Annotated in this window: 13 protein-coding genes and 1 pseudogene; 7 read left to right on the forward strand and 7 right to left on the reverse strand. The window is 67.7% G+C overall.

The features are described from left to right. From J0F76_RS18145 to recN, 4 genes and pseudogenes are all read left to right on the forward strand, one after another. Positions 1-505: pseudogene (locus J0F76_RS18145) on the forward strand (cell division protein FtsZ); the annotation flags it as partial. 209 nt (positions 506-714) lie between these two features. After that, positions 715-1,644, forward strand: a complete 930-nt coding sequence (gene lpxC / locus J0F76_RS18150; RefSeq protein WP_207471648.1) for a UDP-3-O-acyl-N-acetylglucosamine deacetylase — start codon at positions 715-717, stop codon at positions 1,642-1,644. Between the two features lie 153 nt (positions 1,645-1,797). Continuing rightward, entirely contained in the window at positions 1,798-2,649 is an 852-nt protein-coding gene (locus J0F76_RS18155) for an outer membrane protein assembly factor BamD (protein WP_242690387.1), read from the forward strand. A gap of 34 nt (positions 2,650-2,683) precedes the next feature. Next, positions 2,684-4,330 carry a DNA repair protein RecN gene (gene recN, locus J0F76_RS18160; protein WP_207471650.1) on the forward strand — a complete coding sequence of 549 codons (1,647 nt, stop codon included), beginning with the start codon at positions 2,684-2,686 and terminating at the stop codon, positions 4,328-4,330. Between the two features lie 3 nt (positions 4,331-4,333). On the opposite strand, the gene J0F76_RS18165 is transcribed toward recN, so the two are convergent. The 6 genes from J0F76_RS18165 to J0F76_RS18190 all read right to left on the reverse strand — a co-directional run bounded on the left by J0F76_RS18165 (position 4,334) and on the right by J0F76_RS18190 (position 9,339). Beyond that, a complete protein-coding gene (locus tag J0F76_RS18165) occupies positions 4,334-5,053 on the reverse strand; it encodes a sulfate/molybdate ABC transporter ATP-binding protein (RefSeq protein WP_207471652.1) in 720 nt (239 codons plus the stop codon). Positions 5,054-5,064: 11 nt separating this feature from the next. Continuing rightward, positions 5,065-5,928, reverse strand: coding sequence for a sulfate ABC transporter permease subunit CysW (gene cysW, locus J0F76_RS18170; RefSeq protein ID WP_207471654.1), 864 nt, complete (start codon positions 5,926-5,928; stop codon positions 5,065-5,067). Next, the gene (cysT, locus tag J0F76_RS18175) at positions 5,921-6,760 is read right to left on the reverse strand and encodes a sulfate ABC transporter permease subunit CysT (RefSeq protein ID WP_207471656.1); all 840 of its coding nucleotides are present in this window, start codon (positions 6,758-6,760) and stop codon (positions 5,921-5,923) included. Before cysT ends, cysW begins: the two co-directional genes overlap by 8 nt. A 2-nt stretch (positions 6,761-6,762) precedes the next feature. After that, positions 6,763-7,764, reverse strand: a complete 1,002-nt coding sequence (locus J0F76_RS18180; protein ID WP_207471658.1) for a sulfate ABC transporter substrate-binding protein — start codon at positions 7,762-7,764, stop codon at positions 6,763-6,765. Between the two features lie 27 nt (positions 7,765-7,791). Beyond that, positions 7,792-8,010, reverse strand: coding sequence for a hypothetical protein (locus tag J0F76_RS18185; RefSeq protein WP_207471660.1), 219 nt, complete (start codon positions 8,008-8,010; stop codon positions 7,792-7,794). Between the two features lie 198 nt (positions 8,011-8,208). After that, the gene (locus J0F76_RS18190) at positions 8,209-9,339 is read right to left on the reverse strand and encodes an aminotransferase class V-fold PLP-dependent enzyme (RefSeq protein WP_207471661.1); all 1,131 of its coding nucleotides are present in this window, start codon (positions 9,337-9,339) and stop codon (positions 8,209-8,211) included. A 146-nt stretch (positions 9,340-9,485) separates the two neighbouring features. On the opposite strand from J0F76_RS18190, the gene J0F76_RS18195 reads away from it, so the two are divergent. From J0F76_RS18195 to J0F76_RS18205, 3 genes are read left to right on the forward strand one after another with little or no spacing between them, the layout of a single operon-like run. Continuing rightward, on the forward strand, positions 9,486-10,184 hold the full coding sequence (locus tag J0F76_RS18195; RefSeq protein ID WP_207471662.1) for a type 1 glutamine amidotransferase: 699 nt from the start codon (positions 9,486-9,488) through the stop codon (positions 10,182-10,184). Continuing rightward, complete coding sequence (locus tag J0F76_RS18200; protein ID WP_207471663.1) at positions 10,181-11,539, forward strand: glutamine synthetase family protein; 1,359 nt, start codon at positions 10,181-10,183, stop codon at positions 11,537-11,539. Before J0F76_RS18195 ends, J0F76_RS18200 begins: the two co-directional genes overlap by 4 nt. Next, entirely contained in the window at positions 11,536-12,840 is a 1,305-nt protein-coding gene (locus tag J0F76_RS18205) for an NAD(P)/FAD-dependent oxidoreductase (RefSeq protein WP_207471664.1), read from the forward strand. The genes J0F76_RS18200 and J0F76_RS18205 overlap by 4 nt, the downstream gene beginning before the upstream one ends. Here the strand turns inward: J0F76_RS18205 and J0F76_RS18210 are convergent. Beyond that, the gene (locus tag J0F76_RS18210; RefSeq protein ID WP_207471665.1) at positions 12,837-13,283 is read right to left on the reverse strand and encodes a tellurite resistance TerB family protein; all 447 of its coding nucleotides are present in this window, start codon (positions 13,281-13,283) and stop codon (positions 12,837-12,839) included. The two genes, J0F76_RS18205 and J0F76_RS18210, sit on opposite strands and share 4 nt — an antisense overlap. Positions 13,284-13,380: the final 97 nt, after the last annotated feature.

A 13,380-nucleotide genomic window follows, 5' to 3' on the forward strand; every position in this document is an offset into this window, starting at 1 on the left:
GCGCCGCGTCGCCCCCCCGGTGGCCGAGGCGCGCCCGGTTGCGGCGCCGGTCGCGGCCCCCCGGACCGAGGACGACATGCCGGCCCCGGCCTATCAGCGCAAGGAGCCCGCGCAGCCTGCCATGCTCAACGTCCGCGAGGATGCCGGCTTCATCGCGCCGCGCGCCCCGCAGAACGCGCCGCGCGGCCAGGCCTCGCCCGAGACGCTGGAGCGTCTGCGCCGCGCCGTCGAGCACAAGGGCGAGCGCCAGCAGCCCGCGCCGCAGCCGGCCGAACCCGTGCGCGCCCAAAGCCGCATGGCAGGCCTGGGCCGCATGTTGGAACGGATGGCAGGCCATTCGGACAGCGCGCCGAAGCCGCCCGCGTCCTCGATCTCGGAACGCGTGAACGAGCGTGTGGCGGTCCGCGCCCGCCAGCAGGAAACCGACTTCGACGATCTGGCAAGCCCCGACTCGGCCCAGGACAACGTCGAGATCCCGGCCTTCCTGCGTCGCCAGGCGAACTGACCGGGTCACAATTCTTCTTGCGAAAAGGGCCGCCGCTTGGCGGCCCTTTTTGCATCGGCATTCGGGATTCCGACGGCCCGCCGGGACGATGCGGGTCCGATTGTTTCACGCCGTTACAAATCGTTAATTGAATGCCTGGGACCACCGGCCTAGGTCACTCGTTACCCGGATGGACGACACGGTCCGGCTTGAAGTGAAGGCAGGTGGCCATGCAGGCGACATTGAAAAAGATGGTGACGTTTCAGGGCGTGGGGCTGCATTCCGGCGCCCCGGCACGGCTTGAGATCCACCCCGCGCCTGCCGGGCACGGCATTGTCTTCCGCCGCGCCGACCTGACGCCCGTCGTCGATATCCCCGCCCAGTGGGACCATGTGACACCGTCGAAGCTGTGCACGCTGATGGACAATGGCAGGGGCACCACCCTGTCCACGGTCGAGCATGTCATGGCCGCCTTGGCAGGCACCGGCATCCACAACGCCCTGGTCGCGGTGGACGGCCCCGAGGTTCCGATTCTCGACGGCTCGGCCGCGCCCTTCGTGCGGGGCATCCTGCGCGCGGGCATCGTGCTGCAGACGGCGCCGCTGCGGGCGATCCGCGTCCTGCGCCCGGTCGAGGTTCGCGAGGGCGAGGCTTTCGCCCGCCTCACGCCGGCCGATCATCTCGAGATCGATTTCCAGATCGACTTCGTGGATGCGGCCATCGGCCATCAGGAAAAGCGGCTGGACATGGCCAACGGCGCGTTCCTGCGCGAACTGGCCGACAGCCGCACCTTCTGCCGGCAAGCGGACGTGGATGCGATGCGCCGGAACGGCTTGGCCTTGGGCGGCACCTACCTGAACGCGGTCGTGGTGGACGGCGCGCGCGTCCTGTCGCCGGGCGGTCTGCGCCATGCAGACGAGGCCGTGCGCCACAAGATGCTGGACGCCATGGGCGATCTGGCGCTGGCGGGCGCCCCGTTGCTGGCGCGCTATACCGGGCACCGGGCGGGCCACGCCATGACCAACCGGCTGCTGCGTGCGCTTTTCGCCGATCCGACGGCGTGGCGGTGGGAAACCTGCTCGCCCGCGCTGGAGGATCGTTTGCCGGGCGCTGGCGTCGCCGCCTATGACCTGGCAGCGACGGCTTGGGTCGCCGCCTGAGGGCCGCGACCCCCATTGCGGCCATGTGTCAAGAAACGCACGCCGAATTCAACGGATTGCCATTTTGCGCCCCCTGATGTTCTGTGCTAGAGGGACCGGGCAGCGCGGCCCGATGGGCTTGGCTGCAGGGAAGAAGTCTTAGGCAGGGTGAAGATGGCGCGCTCGAAAATCTCGGCTTCCATGATGGCGGCGGTTCTGGCGGGTCTGGTGCTGACGGGCTGCGGGGGACGCGGGTCCTCGGATGCGGACAAGAAGAACCTGGATCGCTTCACCGCCGAGGAAATCTACAAGCGCGGCGAATTCGAGCTGGAGAACAGCCGCAAGCCGGAAGACGCGGTCTTCTACTTCGCCGAGGTCGAGCGGCTTTATCCTTACTCCGAATGGGCCAAGCGTGCGCTGATCATGCAGGCCTATTCGAACCATCGCGGCCAGAACTACGAGGAAGCGCGCAGCGCGGCCCAGCGGTTCATCGACACCTATCCGGGTGACGAGGACGCGGCCTATGCGCAATACCTGCTGGCCTTGTCCTATTACGACCAGATCGACGAGGTGGGCCGCGACCAAGGCCTGACCTTCCAGGCGCTGCAATCGCTGCGCACCGTGATCGAGCAGTATCCCGACAGCGAATATGCCCGCAGCGCGATCCTGAAGTTCGATCTGGCCTTCGACCACCTGGCCGCCAAGGAAATGGAGATCGGGCGCTATTACCTCAAGCGCGGGCATTACAGCGCCTCGATCAACCGCTTCCGCGTCGTGGTCGAGGAGTTCCAGACCACGGGCCAGACCCCCGAGGCCCTGCTGCGCCTGGTCGAGGCTTACCTGGCGCTTGGCCTCACGGACGAGGCGCAGACGGCCGGGGCGATCCTGGGCCACAACTTCCAGTCCTCGCCCTTCTACGAGGACGCCTATCGCCAGTTGCGCGGACGCGGGCTGTCGCCCGAGGCGCGGGGCAACAGCTGGCTGAACAATGTGTATCGCCAGATGATCCAGGGACGGTGGCTCTGAGTTAGGGTGGAGCCCAACCGCCGAGGACAAGCCGATGCTGAGATCGCTGGACATCCGCAACATGCTGCTGATCGACCGGCTGGATCTGGCCTTCGGTCCGGGGCTGAACGTGCTGACCGGGGAAACCGGGGCGGGCAAGTCGATTCTTCTTGATTGCCTTGGTTTCGTCCTGGGATGGCGCGGCCGGGCCGATCTGGTGCGCCAGGGCGCCGTCCAAGGCGAGGTGACGGCGGTTTTCGACCTGCCCGCCGCCCATCCCGCCCGCGCGGTGCTGTCCGATGCCGGGATCGATCTGGAAGATGACGACCTGATCCTGCGCCGCGTGAACGCCGGCGACGGGCGCAAGACCGGCTATGTGAACGACCGCCGCGTCTCGGGCGAGGTGTTGCGGCAATTGTCCGAAACGCTGGTCGAACTGCATGGCCAGCATGACGACCGTGGATTGCTGAACCCGCGCGGGCATCGTGCGCTGCTGGATGCCTTTGGAGCCATCGACCTGAATCCGGTTCGTGCGGCATGGTCGGCACGCCGCACCGCCCGCCGGGCGCTGGATGAGGCCGAGGCCCGCCTGACCGCCGCGCGGGCCGAGGAGGATTTCCTGCGCCACGCGGTCAAGGAACTGGACGACCTCATGCCCGAGGCGGGCGAGGAAGCCACGCTGGACACCCGCCGCCGCGCCATGCAGGGCGCCATCCGCATCCGCGAGGACGTGGCCCGCGCGCTGAAGATGCTGGGCGGCGAGGGGGCCGAGGGCGCGATGCTGGACGCAACCCGCTGGCTGGAAGGCGCGTCGGACCGGGCCGAGGGGCGGTTGGACGAGCCCTTGGCCGCGCTGTCCCGCGCCTTGGTCGAACTGGGCGAAGCGCATCGCGGGGTCGAGGACGCGCTGTCGGCGCTTGATGTGGACCCGTCCCAGCTTGAGGCGACCGAGGAACGGCTGTTCGCCCTGCGCGCCCTGGCCCGCAAGCACAACGTGCTGGCGGACGATCTGGCGGGGCTGGCGGACGACTTGCGCGGCCGCCTGGGCCAGATCGACGCGGGCGAAGCGCAGATGGCCGCGCTGCGCCGGCAGGTCGAGGATGCGGAAGCAGCCTACGATGCCGAAGCCGAGGAGGTGACGCGGGTGCGCACGGATGCGGCAGCGGCGCTGGACCGCGCCGTGACCTCTGAATTGGCGCCGCTGAAGATGGAACGCGCGGTGTTCCAGACCCTGGTCACGCCCGGCGAGCCCGGCCCTGATGGCCGCGACGACGTGGCCTTCACGGTCGCCACCAACCCTGGCGCGCCCGCGGGGGCCTTGGACAAGATCGCATCCGGCGGGGAATTGTCGCGCTTCCTGCTGGCGCTGAAGGTCTGCCTGGCGCGCGGCAACGACGCGCTGGTTCTGATCTTCGACGAGATCGACCGGGGTGTGGGCGGGGCGACGGCGGACGCCGTGGGGCGGCGGCTGAAACGACTGTCCGAGGATGCGCAGGTTCTGGTCGTCACCCATTCGCCGCAGGTGGCGGCGCTGGGGGCCAATCACTTCCGGGTGTCGAAGTCGGTCCATGACGACATGACCACCTCGACCGTGGCGCCGCTGGCGCCGTCCGAGCGGGTTGACGAAATTGCCCGGATGCTGTCGGGCGACCGGATCACCGACGCCGCCACGGGGGCGGCGCGGGCGCTGTTGCAGGGCTGACGATCAGGCGCTGATGAAGTCGCGCACGAATTCCGTCGCGGGCTTGGCGCGGATGTCCCCCGGCTTGCCGATCTGCTCGATCCGGCCCATCGACATGACCACCACCAGATCGGCCAGTTCCATCGCCTCGTCCTGGTCGTGGGTCACGAACACGGTCGTCAATCCGGTTTCGTCATGGATGTCGCGCAGGCCCTGGCGCAGTTCCTTGCGGACCTTGGCATCCAGGGCCCCGAAGGGTTCGTCCAGCAGCAGCATCCGCGGCTCGATCGCAAGCGCGCGCGCCAAGGCCACGCGCTGACGCTGGCCGCCGGAAAGCTGGGTGGGATAGCGACCGGCAATGTCCGGCAACTGGATCAGGTCCAGCAGCTTCGTGACCCGGCGGGTGATCTCGGCCTTGTTGGGTCGTTGGCCGCGTGGGCGGGCGCGCAGGCCATAGGCGATGTTGTCGAACACCGTCATGTGCCGGAACAGCGCATAGCTTTGGAACACGAAGCCCGCGCGGCGTTCCTGCACCGTCAGGCCGGTCGCGTCCTGGCCGTTGAACAGGACGCGACCCGAGGTGGGAAACTCCAACCCGCCCAGGATGCGCAGCAGCGTGGTCTTGCCCGATCCCGACGGTCCCAGCAGCGCCACAAGTGCCCCCGAGGGGATGTTCAGCGACACCGGCAGCAGTGCGGTGGTGCCGCCGAAGGTCTTGGCGATTTCGTCGATGTCGATATGCATGATCGGCCCCCTCAGTGGCGACGGATGGCGGCAAGCTGGTCGGCGTGACGCAGCTCCAGCAGGGTTTTCAGAAGCAAAGTGACAAGCGCCAGCGCGGTCAGCAGCGCGGCCATGCTGAAGGCTGCGACGGACAGGTATTCGTTGTACAGCATCTCGATGGTGATCGGCATGGTGGCGGTCTGGCCCCGGATCTTGCCCGACACCACCGCGACCGCGCCGAATTCACCCATCGCGCGTGCGGTGCAAAGCAGCGTGCCGTAAAGCAGCGCCCAGCGGATATTGGGCAGGGTGACGGTGCGGAAGGTCCGCCATCCCGAGGCGCCCAAGGTCAGGGCCGCTTCCTCCTCGGCCCGGCCCTGCTCGATCATCACGGGGATCAGTTCGCGGGCGACAAAGGGAAATGTCACGAAGACGGTCGCCAGGACGATGCCGGGGATGGCGAAGACGATGGGCCAACCCTGCGCGACCATCCAGCCGCCGATGGCGGAGTTGGCCCCGAACAGCAGCACGATGCACAGGCCCGCGACCACGGGGCTGACCGAAAAGGGCAGGTCGATCAGGGTGATCAGGAAGGCCTTGCCGCGAAAGTCGAACTTGGTGATGAACCAGGCGGCAGCGATGCCGAAGGCCGCGTTCAGCGGAACGGCGATGGCGGTGATGGTCAGCGTCAGCCAGATCGCCGACCGGGCGTCGCGATGGCCCAGCGATTCGACGGCGGCCAGCCAGCCTTCGCGCAGTGCCTCGCCAAAGACGACGGCCAGGGGGGCGAAGACTAGGACGGCCAAGCCCGCGACCGCGATGCCGATCAGGGCGATGCGCAGAAAGGGAGCTTCCTCGGTGGCGGCCCGGAAGGTGGGCAGGGTGGTGTCAGACATGGCCCATCTTCCTTCGGCTGACAATCTGGATCAGGTTGATCGCCAGCAGCATTGCGAACGAGATCACCAGCATGGCGATGCCGATGGCCGCTGCGGCGTCGTAGTTGAATTCCTCAAGCTGGATCACGATCAGCAGGGGGGCGATTTCCGTCCGCAGGGGAATGTTGCCCGCGATGAAGATGACCGATCCGTATTCGCCGACCGCGCGGGCCAGCGCCAGGGCAAAGCCGGTCAGCGCGGCGGGGGTCAGCATCGGCAGGATGACATGGCGCAGCGTATGCAGGCGCGAGGCGCCCAGGGTTGCCGAAGCCTCCTCGACCTCGCGGTCGATTTCCTCGATCACCGGCTGGACGGTGCGGGTGACGAAGGGCAGGCCGACGAACACCAGGGCGATGAAGATGCCCGCTTGGGTATAGGCGATCTTCATGCCGATCTGCTGGAACAGGCTGCCGAAGGCGCCGTTCGGGGCGTAGAGCGCGGTCAGCGCGATCCCCGCCACGGCGGTGGGCAGCGCGAAGGGCAGGTCCACCGCCGCGTCCAGCAGGCGCTTGCCAGGAAAGCGATAGCGCACCAGCACCCAGGCCAGCAGCACGCCGAAGACCAGGTTGAACAGGGCCGCCAGCAGCGCCAGCTTGAAGGACAGATACAGCGAGGCCATGACGCGTTCGCGCCCCACGACCTCGAGGACATTGGACAGGCCGAAACCGGCGCCCTTCAACAGAAGGGCGCCGATGGGCAACAGGACGACGATGGACAGCATCGTCAGCGTGATGCCCGCCGAAAGGCCGAGGCCGGGCATCACCGTCTTGTGGACCAGGGGTCGCGCGGTCATGGTCACTTCGCCGTGTAGATCTGGTCGAAGATGCCGCCGTCGCCGAAGTGTTCGGGCTGCACCTTCTTCCAGCCGCCGAAATCCTCGATGCTGACCAGATCCAGCTTGGGGAAGCGGGCGACATCCTCGGGGGCGGCGGCGCTGTCGTCCCAGGCGCGGTAGAAGTGCTTGAAGGCAAGCGCCTGGCCTTCGGGGGAATACAGGAAGTCCAGGTACGCCGTCGCCAGTTCGCGCTGCGCGTCGCCCGCGATGTTGCCTTCGACAAGGGCGACCGGGGGTTCGGCCAGGACCGACACGGACGGCACGACGATGTCGAACTGATCCTCGCCGATCTCCTCGAGCGCCAGATAGGCCTCGTTTTCCCAGGCCAGCAGCACGTCGCCGATGCCGCGCTGGGCAAAGGTGGTGGTGGCGCCGCGCGCGCCGGTGTCCAGCACCGGGACATGGGTGTAAAGCTGGCCCACGAAGTCCTGCGGGTTCTGGCCGTTCTTCTCGGCCCAGGCCCAGGCCGCCAGATAGTTCCAGCGTGCCCCGCCCGAGGTCTTGGGGTTGGGCGTGATGACCTCGACCCCGTCCTTCACCAGGTCGCCCCAGTCGGCGATGCCCTTGGGGTTCCCCTCGCGCACCAGGAACACGATGGTCGAGGTATAGGGGCTGGAGTTGTGCGGCAGCTTCCCTTGCCAATCGGCGGGCAGCTTGCCGGTTTCGGCGATCTTGTCGATGTCGGACGCCAGGGCCAGCGTCACGACCTGCGCGGCAAGCCCGTCGATCACCGCGCGGGCCTGCGCGCCCGATCCGCCGTGGCTGGTTTCGATGGTGGGGGCCTCGTGGCCCTCGGCGGCCCATTTTTCGGCAAAAGCCGCGTTCACGTCGCGGTAAAGTTCCCGCGTCGGGTCATAGCTGACGTTCAGCAGGGTTTCCGCATGGGCCGGGGCGGCAATCGCCAGCGCCAGCACGATGGCGGACAGCGATGCGCCGCGCTTGCCGGATATCGACTTCGACATTGAACCGTCTCCTGAAGAATTCTGTCTTTACTGGTGTGTTCGGGTGGCAAGCGGTTCGATCCGGGCTTCCCACAGCGCCGGATCGCGGCCTTGCAGCAGCGACGCCGCGGCGGCCTGCGGTTCCCGGCTGAGCGCAAGAAGGGGCGCGCCGTTGACGCGGTGCACCTGCCCGGTGCGGCGGTCGATCAGAAGGATCGAGTAAAGGGGACGTGCTGCAGCGTCGATGGGCTGACTTTGAACGGTCATCGTCTTCGCTCCTGTGATCCGGCTTCTATGCCACAAATAACGACAGACAAAGTCGTGTTTATCAAGAGCAGAGGTTTGCTGAATGTCGACCGTTACGGAGAACAATCTTCTAAACAGACAGGCGCCACGAGCATGAAGATCTGCCCGGCAGCAAAAGGCCCGCCACTTGGCGGGCCTTGCGGGCAACTTCGGGCCGGATCAGGCGGGCATGACCCTGTCCAGGACCGATTGCAGCCGCGCCACCGTTCCGTCCACGTCCTTCAGCTTGTCCAAGCCAAACAGGCCCAGGCGGAAGGTCGAGAACTGGTCGCCTTCGTTGACGGCCAGCGGAACCCCCGCGGCGATCTGCATTCCTTCGGCGGCGAACTTCTTGCCGTTCCTGATCTCGGGATCGTCGGTATAGCTGACGACGACCCCCGGTGCGGCAAAGCCCGGCGCGGCCACCGACCGGACGCCGCGTCCCGCCAGCAGGGCGCGCACGGCGTTGCCCAGGCGCCATTGCGCGTCGCGGGCGGCATCAAAGCCCATCCGGCGCGTTTCCTCCATCGCGTCGCGCAGGCCCAGAAGGGCGTCGGTCGGCATGGTGGCGTGATAGGCATGGCCGCCGTCCTCATACGCCTGCATGATCGCGCGCCATTTCTTCAGATCCAGCGCGAAGCTGTTGCTGGCGGTCGCGGCCAGCCGTTCCGCCCCCCGTTCCGACAACATCACCAGCCCCGCGGCGGGCGAGGCGGACCAGCCCTTCTGCGGGGCCGAGATCAGCACGTCCACGCCCACGGCCGCCATGTCCACCCAGATCGCGCCCGAGGCGATGCAGTCCAGCACCATCAGCGCGCCGACCTCGTGCGCGGCATCCGACAGGGCGCGGATATAGTCGTCCGGCAGGATCAGCCCCGCCGAGGTTTCGACATGGGGCGCAAAGACGGCGTCGGGCCGCGCCTCGCGGATCGTCGCCACCACCTCGTCGATGGGCGGGGGCGCATAGGCGGGCTGCGGCTCGTTCCCGGCGGGGCGGGCCATCGCCACGGTCGTCTCGCGCGCGAAACCGCCCATGTCGAAGATCTGGCTCCAGCGATAGCTGAACCAGCCGTTCCGGACGATCAGCGCATGGCCGGTGCCGAACTGGCGGGCGACCGACTCCATCGCATAGGTGCCGCCGCCCGGCACGATGGCTGTCTGGTGCGCGCCGTAGACCTCGCGCAGGGTCGCGGACAGGTCGCGCATCACCTGCTGGAACCGCTGCGACATGTGGTTCAGCGATCGGTCGGTGAACACGACCGAGAATTCGTCCAGGCCCTCCGGGTCGATGTCGGGGTGAAGATGGGGCATCGCAGTCTCCTGTCCAGGTTGGCAGCAGCCTAACCCCGGCGGGCGGTCGCGGCCAGACCGCCAAAGGGCGCAAGGTGCCGCGCCCCCTTGCAGGCCCCCCGCCCGGGCGACTACCTTCTGGCTGACATCAACATCGCAGGTTCTTCATGCGCATCGGCATCCTTCAATGCGGCCAGGCGCCCGCCGAATTGAAGCAGGACATGGGCGACTATCCCGACATGTTCGTCCGGCTTCTGGACGGGCGGGGGTTCCAGTTCCGCACCTGGCATGTCGAGGAGATGGAGTTTCCCGCGTCGGTCCACGATGCCGACGGCTGGCTGCTGACCGGATCGCGCCACGGCGCCTACGAGGATCACGCCTTCATCCCGCCCCTGGAACGCTTCATCCGTGATGCCTATGACGCCGCCGTTCCGATGGTCGGCATCTGCTTCGGCCACCAGATCATCGCGCAGGCGCTTGGAGGCACGGTGGTCAAGCACCCGGACGGCTGGGCGGTCGGCACGCATGACTATGACTTCGGCGGGGACACCGTGCGGCTGAACGCCTGGCACCAGGATCAGGTGGTGGTGCTGCCCAAGGACGCTCAGGTCGCGGGACGCAACGAGTTCTGCCAGAACGCCGCGCTGATCTATGGCGACCGGGCCTTTACCGTGCAGGCGCATCCCGAGTTTTCGGACGACTTCATCCGGGGTCTGATGGACAAGCGCGGGCAGGGTGTGGTGCCGCAGCCGCTGCTGGATCGCGCGTCCGACCGCATGGGGGAACCGAAAGGGTCGGCCGCGCTGGCCGACCAGATCGAAGCCTTCTTCAAGCAGCCTCGCGCCATCAGCCGGGGTGCCGCATGAGCGACTGGATCGACAGGCTGCCCCAGGCCGCCCGCAACTTCGTGGCGGGCCGCAGGCTGGACGAGGTCGAATGCATCCTGGCCGACATCGCGGGCGTCGCGCGCGGCAAGGCCATGCCCGCGTCGAAGTTCGCGCGGCAGGAAAAGTTCTACCTGCCGAACTCGATCTTCCTGCAGACGATCACGGGGGAATGGGCCGACAACCCGGCGGGGGCCTTTACCGAACCAGACATGATCCTGACGCCGGATTTCAGCACCGCGACCGCCGCGCCTTGGACCGCCGACTGGACGCTGCAGGTGATCCACGACGCCCATGACCAGCAGGGCAACCCGGTGCCCATCGCGCCGCGCAACGTGCTGAAGCGTGTCGTGGCGCTGTATGCCGAACGCGGCTGGAAGCCGGTCGTCGCGCCGGAAATGGAGTTCTTCCTGGTCGCCCGCAACATCGACCCGAACCAGCCGATCATTCCGCCGATGGGCCGTACCGGCAGGCGGGCCGCCGCCAAGCAGGCCTATTCCATGTCGGCGGTGGACGAATACGGCAAGGTCATCGACGACATCTACGACTTCGCCGAGGCGCAGGGCTTCGAGATCGATGGCATCCTTCAGGAAGGCGGCGCGGGGCAGGTGGAAATCAACCTGAACCACGGCGATCCCGTCGCGCTGGCCGACGAGATCTTCTACTTCAAGCGCCTGATCCGCGAGGCCGCGCTGCGCCACGACTGCTTTGCCACCTTCATGGCCAAGCCCATCGAGGGCGAGCCGGGCAGCGCCATGCACATCCACCATTCGGTGATCGACGTGGCGACGGGACAGAACCTGTTTTCGGACCAGCGGGGGGCCGAGACGCCGCAGTTCCTGCATTTCATCGCCGGGATGCAGAAGCACCTGCCCGCCGCCGTGGCGCTGCTGGCGCCCTATGTGAACAGCTATCGCCGCTATGTCCCCGACTTCGCGGCGCCGATCAACCTGGAATGGGGCCGCGACAACCGCACCACGGGCCTGCGCGTCCCGATCTCCTCCCCCGAGGCGCGGCGGGTCGAGAACCGCTTGGCGGGGATGGACTGCAACCCCTACCTGGGCATCGCCGCAAGCCTCGCCTGCGGCTATCTGGGTCTGGTCGAGGCCGAGAACCCGCGCGGCGAATGCCTGGGCGACGCCTATATGTCCTCGCAGGACGAACTGCCCTACAACCTGGGCGATGCGCTGGACATCATGGCCGAGAGCGCCCCCATGCGCGGCGTCCTGGGCGAGGAGTTCACCGCCGTCTATGAATCCGTCAAGCGCAACGAATACAAGGAGTTCCTGCAGGTCATCAGCCCCTGGGAACGCGAACATCTGCTGCTGAACGTATGAAGCTGCTTTACGCCAACGACCGGCGGGGGGAATACCCGCCCAGCGTCTATGCGGAAACCCGCACGCTGGATCGTTTCCCGCCGCTGAAGGGGGAAACGCGGGCCGACGTGGCGGTGGTCGGCGCGGGCTATACGGGCCTGTCCGCCGCGCTGCATCTGGCGCGGGCGGGGCGGAGCGTGGTCCTGGTCGATGCGCAGCGCGTGGGCTTCGGCGCATCGGGGCGCAACGGCGGGCAGATCGGGTCCGGTCAGCGGCAAGAGGTGGACTGGCTGGAACGGCAATACGGGCCCGACACCGCCCGCCGCCTGTGGGACCTGGCCGAGGAGGCGAAGGCCCTGACCCGCGAGCTTGCGGCGGAATCCGGGGTGCCGATCCGCGATGGCGTGGCCCATGCCTGCCGCACCGGGCCCGAGGTCCGGCACGCCGCCCACATGGCCGCGCATCTGGCGGCCCGTTACGGCTATGACAAGGTGCAGCGGCTGGACCGCGACGCCTTGGCGACCCATCTGGGCAGCCACGCCTATGTCGGCGGCGACGTGGATTGGGGGGCGGGCCATCTGCATCCGCTGAACCTGGCGCTTGGCATGGCCCGCCTGGCCGTCGCGGCGGGCGTGCGGATCTCCGAGGGCACCCATGTCCATCGGATCGAACATGGCACGGCGACCGCCAAGACCCGCGTGCTGTGCGATACCGGCAGAATCATCTGCGACCATGTCATCCTGGCCGGGAACGGCTACCAGGGCAGGCTGGACGCGCGCGTCGCCGCGCGGGTCATGCCGATCAACAACTACATCGTCGCGACCGAACCGCTGGGCGACCGCTTCCCCGAGATCCTGCCGCAGCGCATCGCCGTGGCGGATACCAAGTTCGTCGTGAACTACTGGCGGCTGGACGACGACCGACGCCTGATCTTCGGCGGGGGGGAAACCGCGACCTATCGCTTCCCCAAGGACATCGCCGCCCTGGTGCGCCCGCATCTTCTGTCCGTTTATCCGCAGCTTGACGGCGTCACGCTGACCCATGCCTGGGGGGGCACGCTGGCGATCACCATGAACCGTATGCCGCATTTCGCGCGGCCCGCGCCGAACTGCCTGTCGGCGGGCGGCTATTCCGGCCACGGGGTCGCCATGGCGACGCTGGCGGGCAGACTGATGGCCGACGCGGTGGCGGGGCAGGGGAACGGGTTCGACGCCATGGCCGCGATCCCGGCGCGCCCGTTCCCCGGCGGCTCCATGCTGCGCAGCTCGCTGCTGGTTGCCGGCATGGCGTGGTACGGATTGCGCGACCGCCTGGGATTCTAGCGCCCGGCGGCGACCCGCCGGCGCTGCAAGGCCGAATCGCGATCCGTCACGCCCAGCAGGCTGGCGACCAGCCGGATCGCCGTTTCCTCGTCCGGGGCGCGATGATCGTCGGCCAGCGAAACTTCCCACAACGCGCCGATAAGGGCGACCCGATCCTCAACCGAGACACGGTCCTTGATCAGGCGCGTGAAGCGCACCGTATCGGGAGCCTCCGCCTCGATCATCTCGGCGACGGTGCGCCGTTCGGCGGCATCCGCAAGGCCCAGTCCGTGAAGCCGGGCCAGCACCTGGTCGATGCGCCGTCTCTCGCTTGCGTGATAATGGTCGTCCGCCCGCGCCACCCGCACCATCAGGGCGGCGACGGCGATCTCGGCATCCTCCGTCGCCAGCGGCTTCGGAGCGGTGTCTTCCGAGAAAAGACGACTGAGCAGGTTGCGGAACATGCCCCCATACTATGGCCCGTGGACATTCACCTTGAGGCGATGATGGTCGCGGTGAGATGCCAATTGGCCGCGTAGCTACATGCAGTCTTTTCGTAGC

The organism is Paracoccus fontiphilus, from assembly GCF_017356265.1.
GTDB classification, from domain to species: Bacteria; Pseudomonadota; Alphaproteobacteria; order Rhodobacterales; family Rhodobacteraceae; genus Paracoccus; species Paracoccus fontiphilus.

Excerpts from the sequence above, each read along its gene's own strand:
- lpxC (WP_207471648.1), top strand. The coding sequence starts at position 715 with ATGCAGGCGACATTGAAAAAGATGGTGACGTTTCAGGGCGTGGGGCTG.
- J0F76_RS18155 (WP_242690387.1), top strand. The coding sequence starts at position 1,798 with ATGGCGCGCTCGAAAATCTCGGCTTCCATGATGGCGGCGGTTCTGGCG.
- recN (WP_207471650.1), top strand. The coding sequence starts at position 2,684 with ATGCTGAGATCGCTGGACATCCGCAACATGCTGCTGATCGACCGGCTG.
- J0F76_RS18165 (WP_207471652.1), bottom strand. The coding sequence starts at position 5,053 with ATGCATATCGACATCGACGAAATCGCCAAGACCTTCGGCGGCACCACC.
- cysW (WP_207471654.1), bottom strand. The coding sequence starts at position 5,928 with ATGTCTGACACCACCCTGCCCACCTTCCGGGCCGCCACCGAGGAAGCT.
- cysT (WP_207471656.1), bottom strand. The coding sequence starts at position 6,760 with ATGACCGCGCGACCCCTGGTCCACAAGACGGTGATGCCCGGCCTCGGC.
- J0F76_RS18180 (WP_207471658.1), bottom strand. The coding sequence starts at position 7,764 with ATGTCGAAGTCGATATCCGGCAAGCGCGGCGCATCGCTGTCCGCCATC.
- J0F76_RS18185 (WP_207471660.1), bottom strand. The coding sequence starts at position 8,010 with ATGACCGTTCAAAGTCAGCCCATCGACGCTGCAGCACGTCCCCTTTAC.
- J0F76_RS18190 (WP_207471661.1), bottom strand. The coding sequence starts at position 9,339 with ATGCCCCATCTTCACCCCGACATCGACCCGGAGGGCCTGGACGAATTC.
- J0F76_RS18195 (WP_207471662.1), top strand. The coding sequence starts at position 9,486 with ATGCGCATCGGCATCCTTCAATGCGGCCAGGCGCCCGCCGAATTGAAG.
- J0F76_RS18200 (WP_207471663.1), top strand. The coding sequence starts at position 10,181 with ATGAGCGACTGGATCGACAGGCTGCCCCAGGCCGCCCGCAACTTCGTG.
- J0F76_RS18205 (WP_207471664.1), top strand. The coding sequence starts at position 11,536 with ATGAAGCTGCTTTACGCCAACGACCGGCGGGGGGAATACCCGCCCAGC.
- J0F76_RS18210 (WP_207471665.1), bottom strand. The coding sequence starts at position 13,283 with ATGTTCCGCAACCTGCTCAGTCGTCTTTTCTCGGAAGACACCGCTCCG.